Below are 19,766 nucleotides of genomic sequence, written 5' to 3'. Positions count from 1 at the left end.
GTCACAGAGCGCTGACCTGCCGCGGGCTCTCCGCAGTGAGATCTCCTGGCCTGGTGTCAGGTTGGACCGAAGGGAACGCGAATCTACGTACCCGTGGCCCGAACATTGGGTCAGCCTCGGCCAGCTTATCGTCCGTGACCCACTACGGCTCGGCTGGCGACCGTGGAGCTTCCCTGCTGCTGCGGCCACGAGGATTGTCTCGGGGTGGCGGTCGGCTCGTGCGGCTGTCTGGGCGGTGGTCATCCAGCTGGTCACCTCGGCCTGCGTGGCTGGTGCTGCAGGTGAACGCACCCGGACGCTTCCGACCGAGCCCGCTCGCCGAGATCCATTACCCATGCCTCGAGCGCGGCTGGGGAGAAGTACCAGCGGCCGCGGCGGCGCCGCTGGTGGCCGTGTAGCGAGCCGTCCTCTGCGGCCAGCCGAATCGTGACGGGGTGGCGGTGAACCTTCGAAGCGACCTGGGCGGTGGTCACCCAATCGGTCATGAATTCACTTAACAACGCGCTGCGCGGTGTAGCCCATCGGTGGTGAAGCACGACTCGTGGAAGTGTTGTGGGGCTGCGGAGGGGGTCCGTGCGGATAGGAAAAGAAGGGAGCGTGTGGTGGCGTGTTGAGGGAAAAGAAGGGCTAGGTCGAAGAAAGTGGTTACGTAATTGTCTGGTTGAGGTCGGGGACGCGGCTTGGTCGGCGGCTGGTGGACGCTGAGGTTGGTGTGCGGGATGGGGTGCATGTCGGACGAGGGGGAGCTGGCGCAGCCTGAGCCTGTGATCGACCTTGAGCACCCTGACCCTGAGCGGCGGCTCACGCTGGAGCAGTCGTTGAAGCTGATCGAGGCACGTTATGACCGCGCCATCGAGCTCCTCGGGAAGCTTTGATCGAAGCGGCCCAGCCAGCTGGTGCCGGGGCGACAAGGGAGAGCCCCCGCCCGCGTCAGGTGGACGCAGACAGAGGCTCTCTGGGATTTCGTTGCCTCGGGTCAGCTAGCCGGGAGCGGGCTCGCGGGGACGAGCCTCCAGATGACGTACACGATGACGATGAGGACGACGGTGAGGGCCTGGCGGATCCAGGGGTACCACCGTTCGCAGTAGAACGCCGGGTTGACCAACAGGGTTGTCAACATGGAAACGCCGCGGCGGTTGTTGAAGTTCGGTGTTGACTCGGGGAACATCACGGCTGTTCGGCCCTTCGGTTGTTCTGGACGAGGAGCGGCGAGGAGCGAACGGGCAAGCGACGGGGTCCCCCGGCCAGGGGACCCCGTCCCCGTCTTCTCTGTGCCGAAGAGAACGCTAGCGCCGGAATCGCCCGGTTCCGGTGACCGACACCCGCCCCGCGTGTCTCGGCGCGTCGTTTGATCCTCTGGCGCTGGTTGACAGGCGTCTCCACGGCGTGGTTGGTGCTGCCCCCTTTGGGTTGAGGTCGACGGGGTGTTGGTGACGGATCCGTATCGGGCGGCGCCTCCGCCGGCGCGGTTGTGCTTGTCGCCGGGTGACTCCACCCGCGGGTGGCCGGTCAGGCTCGTAGACTCCTGTGTTGCCGCGCTTCCCCCGCGGCCCTAGATCCATCTCGACGAGCGCGGGGGTGCGCCATGGGCGCCGACAGCAGGTACGACCGGATCCGGCCGGTGGGCGATCGTGAGGCCGCCGAAGCGCGGGCGCTCCACACAATCGCGGAACTCCTCGACGACTGGTCCGGGATCAGCTCCCGCTCCGTCGCGCTCCAGCTGGCCGGCGTGTTGCAGGCAACCGCGGTTGAGCTCGGCAACGGCAGACCCGTTCCCGTCGGGGTGCGCCGCGCCATTCGTGGATTGGCCGACGCGTTGCGGCAGGAGCTCGATCCGCGGTGACCTTCAGCCTCGCCCCATCCCCATGCCGAGGATCGCGGCGATGATGAGCGCACCGCCCGCGGGCAGCTCACCCGAGTCGCGGGCTCGCGTCTGCTCCCACACACGGGACCAGGCGACACCGTCGCGGTTAAGAGAGCCGAACGGCCCCCTGAACGCGGCCGCGCTCGAAGACGAGGCGGGGGAGCCCACCGCCACGCCTTCGGTCAACGAGACATGTCGGTTTGGGCAGCGGTGGGAGCAGCTGGCGACCCCCGCCGCCGGGTCCCGCTGTTGATCCGCATGGTCGCCGCAAACGATCGCTGGCTCGACGGTGGGTCGGAGCGGCTGCTCAAGGTCCGGGTAGCACCTGCATCGATGGGTGCCCGGCGCGCCGTCCTCGTAACAGGTGGGGATCTCCTGACGACAGGCTGTTCGCCCCTCCGTTCTCCCCCTGGAGCACTCCCTAGATGACCATTGCAGTGGCGATCAACGTCGGAGATTCGTTGGTGCTCGCGAGCGACAGCGCAACGACTCAGCAGTGGGTGACACCCGCCGGCCATCCCGACACGATCAACATCTGGAACAGCGCGAACAAGGTCTTCAACCTTCGGAAGGGCCTCCCGGTTGGAGCGATGACTTGGGGCCAGGCCAGCATCGATGGCGTTTCAATCGGGACTCTCATGAAGGACCTGCGACTACGGTTGACCGGTCAGGATGCGGCGTGCAAAGACTGGGCGCTCGATCCCGACTCGTACACCATTCGGGAGGTAGCGGATCGGGTTCGGAGCTTCCTCTACGATGATCGGCCAGCGCCACAGCCGAGCGGTCCACTCGGCCTCATGATTGCGGGTTACTCGGCCGACTCGTCGCAGGCGGAGTGGTTCACGATCTCTGTTGACGCCTCGGGCTGTGCCGGCCCGATCGAGGTGTTGCCAGGCGGTGAGGCTGGGGTTGCCACGTTCGGGCAACCGGAAGCGTTCACTCGCCTGATCCGGGGGGTCAGCACGGACTTGCCGCAGGCGCTGGTGAACCTTGGAGTCGCCCCGAGCGAGGCTGGCCAGTACGCGGAGGCGATAGCTGCTGAGGTCTCTCGGCCGATCGTGTTCACCGGCATGCCTATCGGGGAGGTCATCGATCTGGCAGACTTCCTGGTAGAGACCACGATCAGGTTCGTTCGGTTCACTCCCGGCGATGCGACTGTCGGAGGCCCCATCGAAATCGCTGCGCTGACCAAACACGAGGGCTTCAAGTGGGTCAAGCGCAAGCACTACTTCCCGGCCAGCCTCAACCCGACGCAGGAGTCCATGTGACTGCAGGTAGCGCAAGCTCGGCAAGCGCCAAGGTTCACAAGGCTCGGTCGACGGGTGGGGCCGTGAGGAGGGCCCCCGCATCAGTGCTGGCTGGCTCAGTCTCCCGGACCGGGCAGGCGCCGCTCGTCCCGAAGCTTCCGCCGCTCCGGCTGCGCGTCAAGGAAGATCGGAAGGTGTAAGGGCGGCTCTGATCCGTCTCCCCACACCCTCCGGCGTCCGGTCGGCAGTAGGCCGCGGCGTGCCCACCACACTCGCACATACGCCAGCCGTAGAGGCGGCTGTAAGGCGCGTGATCGCGTCGACAGGTGGTGCGCGGAACGAAAGTGAGCCAGTCGCACTGCCCGTCCACTGACCCGGGACGCCATCAGGGGCCGTTGAAGACCAAACTTCCCCTGGAAGGAGGGCGTCCAATTTGTGATCATGACGCTACGGTTCGTGATCACAAGGTCAACCGCTCCAGTTGTCAACGCGGAGCGGTACACGCGGTCACGCTCGTTCGTCCGCGCTCGCGCGCTCAGGAGACGAGCGAACGGGAGGTCATCGCGCTGCTGCTTGTCGTACTGCCGGGGGGAGCGACGGTAATGGAGCAGTTGTCGATGTTCGGGTCCGCCGATGATGCTCCGGCGGCGAAGCCGGGCGACGACCGGCCGCGGCGGCTCCGGGTGCTGATCACGGTCAAGGCGGCCCCGAACCCGTCGGAGCGTTACGGCGAGACTGTGTGCGTGGCCGGCTTCAACGCGGCTCCGGACAGCCCAGGCTGGGTCCGCTTGTACCCGATCAACTTCCGCGAGCTCGGCGTGGACGAGTCGTTCAAAAAATACGACATCGTCGAGGTCGACGCGGTACCAGCCCGCCAGGACCTGCGGCACGAGAGCTGGCGGCCACGAATGAACACGCTACGGGTGACCGATCGCCTTGAAAACTGGAAAGCCCGAAAGCCATGGCTCGACCCGTTCATCGAGGGCTCCATGTGCAGCCTCTACCAGAACTGCAAACACTCCGCCGCTGCGAAGTCCCTCGCGCTCGTGCGGCCCCGAAAAGTCATCGGACTCAAGGTAGAGCGCCACCCCGGATGGACCTCGGATCAACGCAGGAAGATTGATCAGTACATTACACAGGAGCAGCTGTTTCAGGAGCGCGACCGCACACCACTGGAGGCGCCCCGCTTCCAGGCGCGTTATCACTATCTGTGCCACGCCGAAGCGTGCAAAGGCCATGAACAGGGACTGCTCGACTGGGAATTCGTCGCTTTCCAACGGCACCATCTGCGACACCTCGACGATGAGGCTGCCATAGTCCGGCTGCGTGAGCAGTTCTTCGACATGATGTGCGCACACAAGCGACTACCTGCGTTCTACGTCGGAAACCAGGCCAAACGCGCGCACGTGTTCAGCGTCCTCGGCGTGTACTACCCGGAGCGGTAAAGCAGCTACACCGCGCCGACCGAGAGCCGCTCGTCTGCGCAGAGAAGGTCCGCGAGGATCAGGCTCCGATGACAACGGGACTCGTCACTCTCGAAGCACAACAGAGCTACCCTGGCACTTCTCGCCAGATCTCGGATCTCGTCGACGGCAGACCTTGCCCCACCCGTCGAGAGCACGGTGGTCAGGAACGTCTCGCGAGCAGTCTTTAGCTCTGCGACCGACCCACCGAACCCACCCCTGTTCCATTTTGGGTTGCCAAGCGCCGGAAAATGGCGGTAGCCCACACCTACAGCACGCAGGTTCGACGACAGCGCGGTCTTGCTGAGGCCTGGCTTGCGCGACAGCGGTGTCAGGCGAACATCGCAGACAAGTGCTACACCGTCAGCGGTGAGGTTTTCGCAGATCTGCGCCACACTGAGGCCTTGATATCCCACGCCCACTACATCCACGCCTGCCATTTTCACACACTTCCTTCTCAAATTCAAATAACTCCGAGTATGGGTGCGTCACGAAGTGCTCACCTGCTCAACGATCGCCTGCCGCACCTCATGTGGGTCGGCAGGCGATCGTTATTACCCCGATATCGAGCAGGTCAGGACTGGGATCAGGTAAGACTGGTGACGACGGCCCGGATCAGCCACTCCGCGGCGGGTGGAGTGACGGCGTTGCCGAGCTGGCGCACCTGCTCGCGGCGGGTGCCGCGGACCCTGTAGTCGCGTCGGAAGGCCATCGCCGCCTGGATCTCGGCCGGCTCGAGCATCCGGAAGGTGCAGTCCTCCACCACGGGGACCTCACGCTGCCAGCCGACCAGCGACTGGTGTCCCGCTGTGGTGAACGTGCGGGCGGGCTCGCTGGCCGGGGTGCACATCTCCCCGCCGTCGCCCTTGCTCGAGTTGTGGCGGACGAGCATGTGGTGGTTCCCAGACGCCGTCACCGTCGCCAGGGGTTCGGTGACAGGGCGATGGTCGGAGCCGCCGCCGCGCAACTCCGCGATGAACGCCACCCCGAACCGGTCCCGAGTCGACACGGTGTGCAGCGGCTCGTCGACCGGATGCGCGACCCCGGTCCCGTAGTACGGCACGACCAGCGCTGTTTCGGCACGAGTCGACTGCGTCCGCAGCGGCACCGCCACCGGGCTCGCGGTCTTGCCGTCACGGCCCTCCACCGGCACCACCAACGCCCGCGTCTCCGTCGTGGTCAGCGTCGCCGTGGGCTGGTCGACCGGCCACGCCCGCGCATAGACCGGAAGTCCGTCCAGGCCGGTGCGCACAAAGGTGTTGCCGCGGGCCTCGAACGTCAACGGTCGCGCGTACCTGACCAACCCGGCCCGGATCCGGTCCATGGTCTTCGCCGACAGCGGCCTGTCCCGGTCCCCGATCCGCTGGCCAGCCAAGCTCCAATCGATCGCCGCCGCCGCCGGATCGGCGTAGGGCTCAACCACACTGTGCCGGCACTCCACACGGGGACAGCGGTAGAGGTACTGAGCGCGGTAGCGACCCCAGCGCTCCCGGTCCGGTCGCTTCCACGCCTGGATCGCCGACACCTCGACGCGGCACTGCTCGCACCACGCGGCTGGCCGGACGTCAAGGTCCGGGGTGCGCTGGTTCTCGCACCAGAACACCACGTACAGCCGGTCCCTCGACTGCGGCGCGCGGGGTGCGGCGATCGCCGGCGCGTGCATGCTGTTGAGATAGACCACCCGGTGCCGGTAGCCCAGCAACCTCATGGCCTGCAGCCAAGCCGGCCACATCACCCACCGGGCCGCATCCACCACGTTCTCCACGATCACGGCCCGGTAGCGGTGATGCTCGGCGAACCGCGGAACGTCCCACATCGTCGCCCGCGACCGCTCGGCGGCCTCGTCGGGCAAGGTCTCCCCGAACAGGTCCGGCTGCGCCGACTGCCGCTTACGGCCCTTGGCCACCGAGTGGTTCGTGCACTCCGGACTGGCCCACAGGATGTCCGTGCGGGGCGTGCGGCGCGGGTCGACCTGCGAGATGTCCGCGACGTCGTGGTCCACCTCAGGGAAGTTCTGCGCGTGAGTCTCGACCGCGGTGCGCCAATGATTGGCCGCGTAGCGCAGCTGCACCCCGGGCACCATCGCAGCGCCCAGCGCGGAACCGCCGGCGCCGCAGAACAGGTCCGCCACCGTGATCACCGCACACCCCCGGCCGCCAGACCGTGCCGACGCAGCAGCACCAGCCCGGTGACCTCGATCGGTGTGCTCATCGGACGCCACGCCGGTTGTTGCGCGCACGGCGAGCCGTCACGGCAAGGGTGACCGCAACGGTCACCGCGGTCCCGGCCGGGATCTGCAGCTGGTGATGCGCGGCCTGGTCCAGCAGCATCCGCCCGTTCACCCCACCGGCAGCCCGGTCGTGGAACCCGCGTTTTCCGGTCATGTCCGCGAAACGGGCGAGCAGGCTTCCGTCGTCGATCACCGCGTGAAGCACGCCCTCAGCCACGGCACCGGCCAGCTGCGCGATCACCGGCACCCGCGCCCCAGCGACCTGGTAGAACACTGATTTGGTGACCGCCTGGGTGAGCGCGTAGGTCGCCGCGTGCACGGCCAGCGCGGTTCGGCCCGTCCTCGTGCGCTGCTGCTTGTGGCGTGCGCACCAGTCCGGTTGCACGAGGTAGTCCCCGCCGTGGTGCCCCAGCAAGCTCCCCAATGCGGTCACGGTCGTGATGGCGGTGCGGTCCGGCCTGAGATCATCCACGGGTGCTCCCTCGTCGGCGGCATCAGTGCGGGAAGGGCCGGTCGGCCCCGTCCCCCTTGGGGTGGCGGGGTGCTGTCCCCCGCCGCCGTAAGAGCGGCCAGCACGGCCGTGGAGGCTCGACGTCAAGGGCGGCCGCAGGCCGTCGCCGCAGGCGATCGCGCAGCGACCCTTGACGTTGAGTGAGGCCGTGCGAAGCTCAGGGGCCGACCGGCCCCCGCCGGAGGCGGTCCATCGGCAGTTTCTCGGCCCGCGCGGCCGTGAGCGCCTCCTTCACGGGAGCGCGGCCGACCAGGGCGGGCCCTCTGACCCGCGTGCGACCGCATCGAGCAGCAAGCGAGCCTCCGGCCATCGGAGCGCCCACGCCGCCGTTCGCGGGTAGGGGTTCCGGCAAAGCCGCGATTCCTGATCAGCGGGGTATTCACCGCCGCCCCCAGCGGGACGCAACACGCCACTCCGAGATTCGCTCCCCAGGACGAGCGGATCCGCTCGCGTCGTGTACGGTGATCGGGCGAGCGGATCCGCTCGCCCGAGCGAAGGGAAACGACATGGCGGGACCGTGGGGCGGTCATTTGCACACCTTGGCGCAGCTGGCGCATCGGGCCGGAATCTCCGAGAGCCGTGCGCGCGGGCTATTCCCCGCGAAGCTCCCGCCACCGGATCGCCACGACGCCGGTGGCCGACCGCTGTGGTGGAGCGCGACCATCGATGCCTGGTGCGCCGGCACCGGTCGCATTGTGAACGACGATGCACTATGGCTGTTCCAGACCAAGGATGCCGAGACCACGCCGGTAGAGCTGGTCCGCGGCGTGGTCGAGCTCCCCGGCTACGGGAACGAACAGGTCAAGTACTACGCGGTGGTCTGGGACACCCCGCATGGACACGTGATCTACCTGATGCCGATCGGGGAGTGGCACCACCCGGACGGGGTGGCACACCGAGCGGCGAGCCTGATCGAGCCGCGATGGTGGAGCGACGCAATCGTGATCATGCCGTTTCCCGAGGAGCTGGCGGAGCTGGTGCGGGAGCACGCCGAACGTGACCCGACCGTCTATATCTATCGACTGACCACCGAGCCCAAAACCGTGCCGGAGCGCTCGACCAGGGCCCCGGCCACCCGGGCGGCCGGATCACCGTTCGACGGCATCCGACGCTGGTTTGCCAGCCTGACCGAGGACGCCCGCGATGACCCTGGGAACCCAGATACCCGCCAGGCTGCTAAGTCTCCGCGGGCAGAGTGGGTGACCAGCCTGTCGATGTCTGAGGTCGCTCGACCGTTGGGAGCTCCACTCCCGTTGTGGATCAACGGGACGCTCAGCGAGGCGACCGTGACCCGAAGCCTCGCCTACGCCGGCACCGTGACCGTGCCGGATAAGACAACTGGCTGGCCGGGCGTCCAGAACCGCGTCGAGAATGCCCTGAAAATCGACCTGGCAGGGGATTACCCCGGGGCCTGGGCAGTGCTTGCCGTGGACGCCCGACAGCGGCTCGAGCAGATCCGTGCCGCCCACGCCGCCCTGCCTGACTCAGCCCCCGGGTGGCAACTGATGGCGCGACCCGCAAAACCGCAGGTTCCGTTGGGCTTGGAGACCCGACTCACCGTGGCCACGCTGGCCGAGAACCCCGAGCAGGTCGCCGCCGAGCTGACAGCCCTGCGCGACGCCGTCGCAGATCTCACCGTCGACGATCCGCAGGCCGATGTCTACACCGAGGCGATCAAGTTGCTAACGCTGCAGCTGAATCACCACCTCAGACAACAGGGAGCCGTCAGGCGCAGCACCGATGTGTTGGGGAACGAGCTCGCCGCGGTACTGAACCACACCACCGTGCCGTTCTCCGCGCCATGGCAGGGATCGGTGATCGAGGAATGGAAATCCACGCTGACCCCCGTCGCGGACATCGCCGCCGCGTTGCGCCGACGGCGTCTTGTCGACCTCCTGCGCAGCGAGCAGGACCTCGACCCGCAAACGATCGCAGCGATCTACCAGGACCGCCACGGCCACTATGTCGTCGTACCCACCGAGGAAGACGAGGATCGGCGCATCTTCGAAGCAGAGTGGCCAGTAGACCTCGACGCAGTCAGCACCTGGAACGAGCACACGGTGATCGCTGCCGACCACGTGCACCAAGCCACCGCGCTGCTGGCGCTCACTCCCACAGAGGACGGCAGAATGCGAGTCGACCCGGTGCCCGTCCCCGAGCCCCAGGGCCACCGCCAGGCCTTCGCGTACGGCTACCCCGGCGGCACACCGTCCACCACTTACAGAGCGCTGGTCCGCTGTGCCCTGCCCGACGAGCACGACAACGTCAGACTGTTGGACTTCAGGGAAAAGCTGTCCGCCGAACAGGAACCACCAGTCTCCGAACTCTGGGACGCCCTCGTGACCACCCGCAAGCCGCTGCGGCTGAGATGGCCCGATATCCAGCGGTGGGCCCGGGCCGACCTCGCCACCAGCACGGCGCTGCGGCCTGGCCTCCGTCTCGCCCACTCAAGGCCCACGACGGATGGTTAACCACGATCGACCTGCTTGAGAGGACCGACTGTCGACGACTCTGCAACGTTGAATCCGCCCTCGAACCCAGGGTTCCGTAGGGGGTCAAGGTTCCAGAGCCGTCGACAGCCCGCCCGGTGTTGCCTAAGGACCCGGCGCATTGATCGGGACTTCGGGGTGGGCTGCTCCCCCCGCCAGGACGACCAGGTCCGGGCGGAGCCCGGATTCTCCGGATTTGTCGCCCTGAAATGGAACGATAAGAACGTGACCACGGTCGGCACACAGCGCATCCCGGCCTGGGTCGTGCCTGCCTCCGACGAGCTTGCCGAGGCATGGCGCGTCGCGCGCAACACCCACGGCCGCGATTACACCGACAGCCGTGACGTCGGTGTCCACGCTGCTCTCATCTGGCTCGTCCTCGGTGAATTCACCCCGATGACGGGCCGGACCGATGGCGACGGTCGTGAGATCGCCCGCTCTGAATCCTGGGTGGCCCTGTGTGCCGCTGCCGGCCGGGAGCCACCGACAGGGCAGGATTGGGCCCGGCTGGGTGTAGCGCCTCGGGCGGTGCGGCCTGAGATCGCCGGAGACCGCGAGTTCGCCTACGGGGTGTGGCGGACTCTGGCCTGGCTGCTGGGTGTCCGGGAGGACTGGCCGATCTACACATCCTGGCACCGCGCCGCCGGCATCCCACGCGAACGCGCCCACGTCCTCGTTCCTGTAGCGCGGCGCCGGACTGGGGCGTGGAGGGCAGCTGCCCAGGCAGCGCGGGAACGGGCGGAGCAGGACGCTCTGCACCACTGGCGCCACGTGCGCAGGCTCGCTGACCGCTGAACGACAGAGGACCCCCGCCACGTCGGCAGGGGTCCTCGCTCCGGTGCTGTGTGCTCAGGACATCGCGGCCTTCGCGGTGTCCCGGTCGTTCACGTCCTCGTCCTCCCAGCGCGCCACGTCCACGGGGCCGCCAGCATCGACGACCTTGTTCTGTTCTCGCTCGGCACGGACGCGCGCAAGCGCTTCCTGTGCCTTCGCCACGGTTGCCCGCATGTCCTCAGGCTCGTCGGCCGACATCTCGCCGAGGTCAGCAGTGATCTCCGGGGCGTCGCTGGCACCAAGGGCGTCGACGTCCTGGTCGTCGTCGGCGAGATCCTCCTCGACGATGTCCCGGTCGACGTCGTCTTCCTGCCGGGCCTGCCGCTCCGCCTCCAGCCACTCATAGGTGGTGACCTGTCCGGCGGGGTCGTCGATGTCGACACCGCGGGACTCCAGCTCCGTCCGCGAGCGCTCCGCCATCTCCCGGCTCGGTGCGGTGTGCTCGTACCACTCTGCGCGTACCCCGTCGACGGCCTCGAGAAGTTCGGCGTCGTGCTGCGCCTTGGCGGCCTTTGCCCGCGCCTCCTCGCTGGCCGCCCGTAGCTGCTCGGCCTCCTCCGGAGTGGTGGCCGCGGCGGCGCGTGCCGCCCACAGCTCCGCATCGGCCGTGGCGTCCTGCGCGACCCGATACGCCTGCTCCAGCTGGTCGCCGACATACGCCGGACCCCACACTTCCTGGCGCTCGTAGGCGCGCACGCGAGCCCGCAGCGCGCCGTTCGTGAGGCTGCCTTCCTCCGCCCCGGCCTCCGGCAGGTCCAGGGCGCGGTGTGCGGCGTGCCAGAGGCTGTGGTGTTCCGCGAGCCGGGCTCCGGGGCTGACACCGAGCGGCACGGTGTCGTGGTTGTGGCCGGACAGTTCCCGGTAAGCGGCGCCCCACCCGGCGCGGTGGGCCCACTCTTCGCGCTCGACCACGTCCTCCGGCACGTCGCCGAGTGCTTCGATCGCCCACTGCGGCTTGTCAGCGGCGGCGCGCTCGCCGAGCTCGCGGCGGCGGTCGTCCGCGGCGTCCGCCAATCCCTCAAGTCGTTTCCGGATGGCCTCCGGGACTCCTCGCGGGATCAGGTCCCGGGCACTGGTGAGTGCCGGGGTCAGCCTCCCGCGCAACGACTCGGTGATCCGCGAGTGCAGCACCTGCGCGACGCTGCGGGCGCTGGCCAGTCCACCCCGCTCGACAGCGTGACGGAGCACGGCTGCGGGGTCGTGGCCGGCTACTTCAGCAGTGCGCATCAGCTTGTCGAGATCCTGGGTGGCGGGATCGATGGCAAACCTCGTCCTGTCGTTCTCTGACAGCGTGCCCTCGACGGCGAGCATGTCCAGTTGCGCCGACACCCGGCCGGCAGTGGCAGCGTCGGACTCCTCGGCGAGCCGGTTCACGGCCACCATCACCGACTTCGCCGCCTCGGCCTCCCGCTCCGCCAGCGTGGTGGCGGACAGGTTGTCGTCCCGGTCCCGGCCGAAGCCGAGGATGTCGGCGAGCACCGCGCGAGCGCTCCGTTCGTGGACGTCGTGGGTCTCCCCGGTGTCGGCGTCTGCAGCGACCTTGCGGGTGATCGTCCAGAAGGTGTTGCCTTCTCGGCCGCGGGAGCCAGCCACGTAGGCGGCCTTCGAGTCGGTGCTGGTGCCCACGATCGCGTGTGCAGTGTCGACGGTGGCGCCTTGCCCGCCGTGGGTGGTCGAGCAGTAGGCGAGCTCGACGTTCTGGCGGACGTAGTCGCCCGGCAGCGACAGCTCGACGCGATCGGTACGGCGCACCCGCAGTCCGCCGTCGTCGCGGATGGCGAGCACCTCGAAGTTGTCCCGGTTGACCGGGGCTTGGGTGTTGCCGTCGTACCCGGCGAGATGCCAGGCATTGTGGCGCGCCTGGATCCGGTCGCCGACTCCGACGGTGATGCCCTGCCAGCCCTCCCGCTCAAGGGTGACGCCGTGCTCCTGGACGCGGCCGAGGCGGACGAGCTCGGCGCGCAGCTGTGCGGAGACCCGGGCGGCCTGCTCGTTGGTGCCGACTAGCAGGAGCGAGTTCTTGCCGGCAAGGGTGTCGGCCAGCCACGCTCGAGACGCACCGGCCTCGGTCTGCTCAGCAGTGCCGCCCTCCCGCAGCCGGCCGCGCTTGCTGTACTCAGCGAGGACGGTGGTGTCCCCGTCGCGGAGCCGCAGCGACGCCGGGCCCTCCCACGCCTCCTGGAAACGGCGCACCTCGGCCAGGTGGTAAGTCAGACCCCGCTCGGCGATGTCGGCGAGCGCCCCGCCGGGGCCGACCGCAGCCAGCTGCCGCGGGTCGCCGGTCAGCAGCACCTTCGCGCCGGCGGCACGGGCCCGCTCGTACACCTCGGCGACGTGGTCGGTGCGGGCCATCCCGGCCTCATCAAGGATCACCAGGTCCCCGGAACGCAGCCGCCACGCCTCGTCACCCCCGACGGCGGAGCGACCGGCGGGGGTGGCATCCAGCCGGCGTTGCGCACCCAACCAGCGATCGACATTCGTCGATTTCTCGATGCCCTCCCCCGCCAGCACCTGTGCGGCTTTCTGAGATGGGCCGAGCCCGAACACCCGACGGCCGCTGCCGGTCCACGCCTCCGCCAGCGGGCCCATCGTGAACGACTTCCCTGCTCCCGCGGCGGCAACGAGCGTCTCGACCCGGGCACCGGAGGTAGCGATCCCCCGCACCGCCGCGGCCTGCGACTCGCCGAGCTTGCGGCCGTTGGTCGCGTACCGGTCGAGCACCGCGTCGATCTCCTCCTGGGTCAGCCGGTCCGCACCCCGCTCGACCGCGGCCTTCTGCAACTCCCGCTCCGCGCCGAGCTGGTCGTCGAACGCGAACTTCGCGGCACCCGGCTTATCGTAGGGAGACTGGCCGCCCTTCCGCAGCATCGCCGAGTCGAGTCCTTCGGTGGACTCCACCGGAGAGAGCCGCTGCACCTGCTGCGCCATCGCCTTGTCGGTCAGCCGCTCCAGCAACTCCCGCACCTCGGTCGGGTCGATCCCGAGGTGCCCCGGCAGGGCCGCGTCGAGCGCCGCAGTCAGGTCCGACCGCGACCAACTCGACCCCTGAGTGGTCAGGGCGGCCCGGGCGCGGTCGATCACGTCGTCCTCGTCCCAGGTGGCCGGGGAGTCGATCTGCTGCCGACGATCGAGCACCATCCGAGCGACGTCTGCCAGGCCGGTGGACAGCTTCTCCCGGATCTGCCCCTCCCACCGGTCCAGGGCTTCCGCCCGGCTCTCCCCGTCCGCGGACTTCGACTTGCGCGTCAGCAGCGTGGCCTGCTGCGCGAGGTGCGCCCGCTCGATGTTCGACGGCGGCCGGCTGTGCCGTTCCTCGTACTGGCGAATCAACTCCTGGGTTTTCGGGGTGATCGCCCGGCGGCGGGATGAGAACAGGTCGAGCACGTCTTTGCTGATGCCGAGAATTTCCCGCGCCTTGCCGTCCGGTCGGGTTTCGAAACGGATGCCAAGCAAGTTGGTCAGGCTGACTTCCGTCACGCGCTCCGCGATCGCGGCGGCAGTGCCGCGGAACGCGCGGATCACCTGACCATCAAGGGCACCCCATTCGCCATCTTCGCGCTGGACCCGGTTGAGAACGATCTGGTGAACGTGGAGTTGTGGGTCATGGTCGCGCGAATCGTGTTGCAAGAATTGCCCGACGGTCCAGCCGTTAGTGTCGGCCCATCGGCCAGCGCCACCACCATGGCGGCCGACCCTGGTGACGCCGGCGACGTCCTGGAGGTAGTCGATGCTGGCGCGGGCTCCCTCCATCACTGCCTGCTCTACCGCCTCCAGGTGCGTCTGGTATGCGGCGGCTGTCTCCAGGTCTCCAGCCTGCTCAGCCTCGTTGGCGGCCCGCTCGAACGCCACCGCCAGCACGGTCACCGACTTCTGGACGCTGTAGGTGATGTCTTCGAAGCTGACCGCCTGGCGGGCTCCAGCCTCCGCGAGGGCCTGGAGCTCCACCCTGCGCTCCGGGGTGGAGTTTGGCTCCTTCGCGAGGAGCTTCTCTAGGCGCTCCTCAACCGTGGCGAACTTCTTGTCCGGCTTCCCCAGGGTGGAGGTCACCTGGCCCCAGGCGGAGCGTGATCGCGACGCCCGGTCCCGCGGGTCGAGTTTGTGGGAGTAGATCGCCTCCAACAGCTCCGGGTCGATCTCCCCGGTCAGCCCGAGCATCTCCGCGCCCGTGCCGTACCAACGTCCAGGAGGCTCGCCGTGAACGTTCGTCGCAGAGACGTAATAACCTTCGCGGCCACCCGTGACGGCCTTGACGTAGTAGTCGACCGAGTGGCCGGCGTTGACCTTCAGCACGAGGGATCCCCTCCCAGACGGAAGGAAGGGCCGCAGCGGGGCAACCTCGCTGCGACCCTCCTGCGTGAGCTTTGTTGATCATGAAAACGGGGAGCACTGGCTGGAGCCGCGCAGCGGCGGAGGCAACCTCGAGATCGTGATGCATCGGTGTGTTCGTCTTGGTGATCTTGATCCCCGCTCCCCGTTTCTCCGCCGCTTCCCGCTACCTCCCCACTCCTGCGTCTGCTTCCTCGATCTCACTTCTCACCGGTGCTGGTACCTCGTGCTCAACTGCCCAGTGCCCTGCCACTCTCTGGCTGGCGCCCTTCAACGCCGCTGATCGCGCCTTCTGAGCCTTGCCCATCACATGCTTGGCCAGCACACACCCGCCGTGCCGCTTCTTGATCCGCTCACTGACCCGGGGCCTGTGCCTGTCATGCCAATCCACCGCAGCTGCCGCGTTCGCTCGCTTCCCCGAGTACGCGTCCCAGTGCGCCACCCTCAGCGCGAGAAGTTCCTCCACCGCATCTGGATGCCAGAGCCAACAGACCGGCAACGCCGAGTCCGGGTACGCCAGGTACACCCGCTCCAGCCACGGCACCAGGTTCGCCATGGCGATCTGCGCCACCGCGGGGTCCTCCACCTCCAGCCACGAGACCAGCGCCGGCGGTTCGCCAGACTCGTCACCGTCCCCAGCTCCATCCCTGGCGGTTTCGCCAGCTCCAGGGGTGGCGGTCTCCAGGGCCCTGGAGACGTCGCCAGCAAGCTCCTTCACCAGGCCCCGGACCTCCAGGAGGGCGCCAGCCTGCTCACGCAGCTGCAACTCCAGCTTCGCCACCGTCCGGCGGGTGCGCTCCAGCTCCCGGCCGCCGGCTCCGTTCTCCTGCTCAGCCACGGCACGCCACCGCCCGGTCACCGTCGTTCGTGTCGTCCCGCCATGCCGCCTCGGCGGCTTCCTGCTGCGCCCGTTCCTTTTCGACCTCGGCCGCTTCGGCTGCGCGCCGCTCCTGGTATTCGACCGCCTCTGCGTCGTTGTACGCCTGATCTGGTGTCGCACCCTCGCTTATTGCCTGCCAATAGGCGGACCGCCCGGCTGCACTCATTTGTTCTTCGACAATTACGTCGGTAAGCGAGCCTGCCTCCTCGTGCTCCGCGCTCGCGTCAGGGGCGGCGATTGCGGCATCGACTTCCGCCACGTCGCGTAGCTTCGCCGCCTGCTCGTCGTAGAAATGGGCGTAACCGTTGAACTCCCGCGCGCGGCCATCGAGGCTCGATTCGTGGGCCTCCTTCGCCCACGCCCGGTAGGACATGGCCAGCTGCTCATAGCCGTCGGCTGAGGGACCGACCTCGGCACGCTGCTCGCGGGGCGCCTCGGCCGCGGACTCCGACTCCGCGTGAGCAGCCTCCGGACCGGCGGGCGCGTAGTTCGGCGCCGAGTACTTGGCGGGTGTGTAGATGGCCCCCCGGTACTCGCTGACTGGGTAGGGGTGCTCCCGCTCCTGCTCGCCCACCTCCTCGGCCTCCCGCCACTCCCCGACGCGCTCGTCGTGGCGTTCCTCCGCCTCCCGCTGCTCGACGAGCGCGTTCATGAGCCGCGTCTGCCGGTCTGTGCGATCGTCCCCGAGGCCGGACAGCCGCTCGATCGTTGCGTCACGCGTCTCGGCCGGCGGCACGTAGATCTTCGCGGCAGCGATGTCGTCGGCGTCGAGCCTCCAGCCATCGACAGGCTCGCCGTGCTGGGCGGTCATCGCGTCGAGGTAGCGCTGGACCATGCCATCCGCTTCGTCGCCGTACCCCTGTGCGCGCAGCTGTTCGGCCGCCTGCTCGGGCGTGTGCAGCTGGTAGCGGCCGGACTGGCCGTACTCGTTGCTGGCGGCGGCCGGAGCCTTCTGCTCCCCGCGGGCACGGGCTTGCTCGACCCCGCTGAGCACCTGGTTGATCTTCTGCATGATTCGGGTGATCAGTCGGTCCGTCTCCGGTGTCGGCGTCGATGCGGGATAGGCGTCGATGACGTCCACCGCGTCGGGCCGTTCGGTCATGGCCGCCGTGATGGCGTGTCGCTCGTCGGCGGCGGTGACGGTCACGTTGTCGTCGCGTCCGAGCTCATTTTTGATGTGGACGTGATACGTGGGCATGGCTACTGGTTCCGTCCGTTCGCGGCGACGGGCTGGGCCTCGCCGGTGCTGTTCACCTCAAAAACTGTCGGATCGCGATGCACCACCGCGGGCGCGTCGACCGGTTCGCCGCGGCGAACCCGGGTCAGCGCGCAGGCGACGGCAGCCGCCGTGGCCTCTCGAGCGGGAGCGAGCCGTGTCGACCACTTCGCTGCCCGGACGTCCCACCGCTTCCACGTGCGCGGCGTGCGGCCGATGACCGGTGGCATCCCGTTCGGGATCACTACCGCCTGGAACTCGGGCAGCGCCCGAAGCTGGGCCGGGGAGATCGCCGGCACCAGCCGGGTCGACCGCGAGACCACCTCACCGTTGGCCTTGTGGCTGAGAACCTCTTCCTCGCGTTCGCCGACGAGCTTGGTCCAGCGCTCCAGCCCACCGGCGGAGGCGGTGCCGCCGAAGACGAGGATGGTTCCGCCGTTGTCCGACACCCGGTCGGCGCCGTGGTCGCCGTACATCTCGTACAGGTCCGACATCGACTGGACGCAGACCGTGATCTGGATGCCCGAGCCGCCGGCGTCGCCGGACCAGTCCGGCAACGGCACCGACGCTGCCCGCGCCGCCTCATCGAGAATGATCGACAGCGGTGGATCCAGCCGGCCACCCTGGTCTGCGGCGATGTTGCGCGCCACCCGGGCCACGTAGCCGACGAACGCGGCGACCAGCGGCGCCGTCCCGGCCTCCCGACGACCGAGAGCGTGCAGATCGACCCGGCCGGAGCGGATCATCTGCTCAACGTCCAGCGGGCTGCCCTGCGTGGACTCCCACGCCGGGGTGAACGCCAGCCAGGCCAGCGCCGGGCGCATCGTCGTCGTGATCGACGAGCGGGTGTCCAGGTTCGCCGTCACGTACTGGTTGAAGCTCTGCTCCAGCGCCTCCCACGACAGTGACCGCGACAGCAGTGCCCGAACCTCGTCCTCAGTGCCGTCCGGGTTCGCCATCCACGCCTGCACGTCGAGCATCGACCCGCCCTTGAGCGCGGCGGCGTGCATCAGCACGGCGAGCACGTCGCGGGCCAGGCCGTCCCAGTGCCGTCGCTCGCTGCTGCCGTTCTCGGGGATCATGTCGCCGGCCCGGCGGATCGCCTCGGTGGAGTCTTCGCACCCGCGGATCGGGTCGAACGTGACCGTGGACGGCAGGCCGCCGAGCCCACCGGGGTTGTAGATGTGGATCGTTCGCCGCTTCGCGCGGCGCAGATCCTGCGTGTCGCCGAGGACGTCGAGCCGGGTGGACGTCGTGAGGACCGACCCGGGCGCGTCCAGGACCAGGCCGCCGAGCAGAGCCGACTTCCCCTTGCGCGGCCCGCCCACGATCAAGAACACGTCCTGCAACGTGACGTGCACCCACTGCACCCCAACCCGCACGACCCGCATGCCGTACTCGGTGACCGACACGCGGAAGTAGCGCCGCCACCACCCAATCGACGGGCGGACCCGCTTGCCCTTGCGACGCATGGCCCAGGAGCTGCCGTGAAGCAGGATCTGCCGGCTGGTCGCCATGCCGTTGCTGCCGCGGAGCTTGCGTCCACGTCGGGCGACCACCGAGCTCGACCGGCTTCTCAGCACCTGCCCGACCACCACGGCCAGAGCGGCAACTGCGGCGAGCAGCGCCCACCGCGCCCCCGGCTCAAGCGTGGACACCCACCAGCCAAGAGCGGCGGCCGGAAGGACACCCACGATGACGACCCGGCGGACCAGCGCGAGCAGCCGGGTCACCTTCGGCCAGACCACCCACATGCCCGCGGCGAGGGCGGCTGCGGCAACAGTGACGAAGAAGGCGTTCATGCTGCGGCCCCCTTGTAGGCGGCGGCGAGCTCGCGAGCCGCGTGCGCGGACACCCCGAGCTCTTTGATGAGGGTTCCGCGGCCGGCACCCTCGGCGAGCAGGGCGACGGTGCGGTCGTGGTCGAGGTCGTACTTCGCGGTCAGCTCGGCGAGGTTCCCGGCCGGTCGCTGCGGCTGTGCCGCGCAAACGTCCGAGCGCGGCTCCCTGGTGGGTTTGACCTCAGGGTCAGTGACCACCGCCAACGGCGCTGTGTCCCACATCCGAGACAGACCGTTCTCGTCGAGCAGCCGGCTCCACTCTGCGTCGGTCGGGGTCGTCTCCTCGGCCGGCTCCAGCGGCTCCAGCTCCGATTCGAGACCGGTGTCCCCGCGCGGGATCCGGGCGGGCTGGTCGGTCGTCTGGGCGGCTCGGGTCGAGTCCGTCTCGTGGTCGCTCATCGACAGGAGCGCGAACCCGGAGATCGTCATCAGGCCATCGATCACGAGCGGTCCGACCGCCGCGCCGATCGCGTCGTACCCCCACTCCAGCAGAACCGCATTCAGGTGGCCGTAGGAGATGATCGCGGCGCCCAGCGCCACCAGGCCGGCCCCGCCATACCGGGCCAGCTTCCATTGCCACCCCGCGCGCCACCGAACCCGCGACAGCGTCTCCACCGCGAGTAGCAGAGCCACCGGCCACGCGGCCGAGCCGATCTGGGCAGGAATCGACGGTGCCCACCCCGCCGGCGCGACCCACGTCCTCGGGTCGACGCCCTCGGGCGGGTGCGGGATCCAGGTGTAGAGGACGTTCGCGGCGATCGACATCACCGAGCCGAACGCGAACCCGGCCCACGCGACGAGGCGGCCCCCGGCTGGGGCGTTCACTGCCACCAGCGGCTCTTGTGTCCGCGGCGCCACCGGTGACG

General features: G+C 68.7%; 15 protein-coding genes. 6 read left to right on the top strand and 9 right to left on the bottom strand.

Annotation, left to right across the window (positions count from 1 at the left end; all coding sequences use genetic code 11):
- The first annotated feature begins 728 nt into the window (after positions 1–728).
- On the top strand, positions 729–875 hold the full coding sequence (locus ACQPZQ_RS02420; RefSeq protein ID WP_433291559.1) for a hypothetical protein: 147 nt from the start codon (positions 729–731) through the stop codon (positions 873–875).
- 101 nt (positions 876–976) lie between these two features.
- On the opposite strand, the gene ACQPZQ_RS02415 is transcribed toward ACQPZQ_RS02420, so the two are convergent.
- Entirely contained in the window at positions 977–1,120 is a 144-nt protein-coding gene (locus ACQPZQ_RS02415) for a hypothetical protein (protein WP_433291557.1), read from the bottom strand.
- 465 nt (positions 1,121–1,585) lie between these two features.
- On the opposite strand from ACQPZQ_RS02415, the gene ACQPZQ_RS02410 reads away from it, so the two are divergent.
- The 3 genes from ACQPZQ_RS02410 (at position 1,586) to ACQPZQ_RS02400 (ending at position 4,556) form a co-directional block, all read left to right on the top strand.
- Entirely contained in the window at positions 1,586–1,843 is a 258-nt protein-coding gene (locus ACQPZQ_RS02410) for a hypothetical protein (protein ID WP_433291554.1), read from the top strand.
- Positions 1,844–2,289: 446 nt separating this feature from the next.
- The gene (locus tag ACQPZQ_RS02405) at positions 2,290–3,132 is read left to right on the top strand and encodes a hypothetical protein (protein ID WP_433291551.1); all 843 of its coding nucleotides are present in this window, start codon (positions 2,290–2,292) and stop codon (positions 3,130–3,132) included.
- Between the two features lie 323 nt (positions 3,133–3,455).
- Entirely contained in the window at positions 3,456–4,556 is a 1,101-nt protein-coding gene (locus ACQPZQ_RS02400; protein WP_433291549.1) for a hypothetical protein, read from the top strand.
- A 5-nt stretch (positions 4,557–4,561) separates the two neighbouring features.
- Here the strand turns inward: ACQPZQ_RS02400 and ACQPZQ_RS02395 are convergent, their stop codons facing one another.
- The 3 genes from ACQPZQ_RS02395 to ACQPZQ_RS02385 all read right to left on the bottom strand — a co-directional run bounded on the left by ACQPZQ_RS02395 (position 4,562) and on the right by ACQPZQ_RS02385 (position 7,276).
- Positions 4,562–5,014, bottom strand: a complete 453-nt coding sequence (locus ACQPZQ_RS02395) for a DUF488 domain-containing protein (RefSeq protein ID WP_433291547.1) — start codon at positions 5,012–5,014, stop codon at positions 4,562–4,564.
- Between the two features lie 146 nt (positions 5,015–5,160).
- Complete coding sequence (locus ACQPZQ_RS02390) at positions 5,161–6,714, bottom strand: DNA cytosine methyltransferase (protein WP_433291545.1); 1,554 nt, start codon at positions 6,712–6,714, stop codon at positions 5,161–5,163.
- A gap of 67 nt (positions 6,715–6,781) precedes the next feature.
- The gene (locus tag ACQPZQ_RS02385) at positions 6,782–7,276 is read right to left on the bottom strand and encodes a hypothetical protein (RefSeq protein ID WP_433291543.1); all 495 of its coding nucleotides are present in this window, start codon (positions 7,274–7,276) and stop codon (positions 6,782–6,784) included.
- Between the two features lie 545 nt (positions 7,277–7,821).
- On the opposite strand from ACQPZQ_RS02385, the gene ACQPZQ_RS02380 reads away from it, so the two are divergent.
- Both ACQPZQ_RS02380 and ACQPZQ_RS02375 read left to right on the top strand, forming a co-directional pair.
- Positions 7,822–9,786 (top strand): hypothetical protein, encoded by a 1,965-nt coding sequence (locus ACQPZQ_RS02380; protein ID WP_433291541.1) that lies wholly within the window; start codon positions 7,822–7,824, stop codon positions 9,784–9,786.
- Between the two features lie 243 nt (positions 9,787–10,029).
- Positions 10,030–10,599, top strand: coding sequence for a hypothetical protein (locus ACQPZQ_RS02375; RefSeq protein WP_433291539.1), 570 nt, complete (start codon positions 10,030–10,032; stop codon positions 10,597–10,599).
- 54 nt (positions 10,600–10,653) lie between these two features.
- Here ACQPZQ_RS02375 and mobF read toward each other — a convergent pair whose 3' ends face one another.
- The 5 genes from mobF to ACQPZQ_RS02350 all read right to left on the bottom strand — a co-directional run bounded on the left by mobF (position 10,654) and on the right by ACQPZQ_RS02350 (position 19,731).
- Entirely contained in the window at positions 10,654–14,928 is a 4,275-nt protein-coding gene (gene mobF / locus ACQPZQ_RS02370) for a MobF family relaxase (protein WP_433291537.1), read from the bottom strand.
- 202 nt (positions 14,929–15,130) lie between these two features.
- Positions 15,131–15,802, bottom strand: a complete 672-nt coding sequence (locus ACQPZQ_RS02365; RefSeq protein WP_433291534.1) for a hypothetical protein — start codon at positions 15,800–15,802, stop codon at positions 15,131–15,133.
- Positions 15,795–17,042, bottom strand: a complete 1,248-nt coding sequence (locus ACQPZQ_RS02360) for a hypothetical protein (RefSeq protein WP_433291532.1) — start codon at positions 17,040–17,042, stop codon at positions 15,795–15,797. Before ACQPZQ_RS02360 ends, ACQPZQ_RS02365 begins: the two co-directional genes overlap by 8 nt.
- A 2-nt stretch (positions 17,043–17,044) precedes the next feature.
- A complete protein-coding gene (locus ACQPZQ_RS02355) occupies positions 17,045–18,862 on the bottom strand; it encodes a type IV secretory system conjugative DNA transfer family protein (protein ID WP_433291529.1) in 1,818 nt (605 codons plus the stop codon).
- Positions 18,859–19,731: a hypothetical protein gene (locus ACQPZQ_RS02350; protein ID WP_433291527.1), complete on the bottom strand. Its 873-nt coding sequence runs from the start codon at positions 19,729–19,731 to the stop codon at positions 18,859–18,861. Before ACQPZQ_RS02350 ends, ACQPZQ_RS02355 begins: the two co-directional genes overlap by 4 nt.
- Between the last annotated feature and the right edge of the window lie 35 nt (positions 19,732–19,766).

Origin of the sequence: Pseudonocardia sp. CA-142604 (genome assembly GCF_050948475.1) — a bacterium.
In the GTDB taxonomy this organism is placed as follows: Bacteria; Actinomycetota; Actinomycetes; order Mycobacteriales; family Pseudonocardiaceae; genus Pseudonocardia; species Pseudonocardia alaniniphila.
The sequence above is the reverse complement of the archived record's forward strand: the minus strand, read 5'-3'. Positions and strand labels throughout refer to the sequence as shown.

Coding starts and splice junctions, on each gene's coding strand:
- ACQPZQ_RS02420 (WP_433291559.1), top strand. CDS start 729: ATGTCGGACGAGGGGGAGCTGGCGCAGCCTGAGCCTGTGATCGACCTT.
- ACQPZQ_RS02415 (WP_433291557.1), bottom strand. CDS start 1,120: ATGTTGACAACCCTGTTGGTCAACCCGGCGTTCTACTGCGAACGGTGG.
- ACQPZQ_RS02410 (WP_433291554.1), top strand. CDS start 1,586: ATGGGCGCCGACAGCAGGTACGACCGGATCCGGCCGGTGGGCGATCGT.
- ACQPZQ_RS02405 (WP_433291551.1), top strand. CDS start 2,290: ATGACCATTGCAGTGGCGATCAACGTCGGAGATTCGTTGGTGCTCGCG.
- ACQPZQ_RS02395 (WP_433291547.1), bottom strand. CDS start 5,014: ATGGCAGGCGTGGATGTAGTGGGCGTGGGATATCAAGGCCTCAGTGTG.
- ACQPZQ_RS02380 (WP_433291541.1), top strand. CDS start 7,822: ATGGCGGGACCGTGGGGCGGTCATTTGCACACCTTGGCGCAGCTGGCG.
- ACQPZQ_RS02360 (WP_433291532.1), bottom strand. CDS start 17,042: ATGCCCACGTATCACGTCCACATCAAAAATGAGCTCGGACGCGACGAC.
- ACQPZQ_RS02355 (WP_433291529.1), bottom strand. CDS start 18,862: ATGAACGCCTTCTTCGTCACTGTTGCCGCAGCCGCCCTCGCCGCGGGC.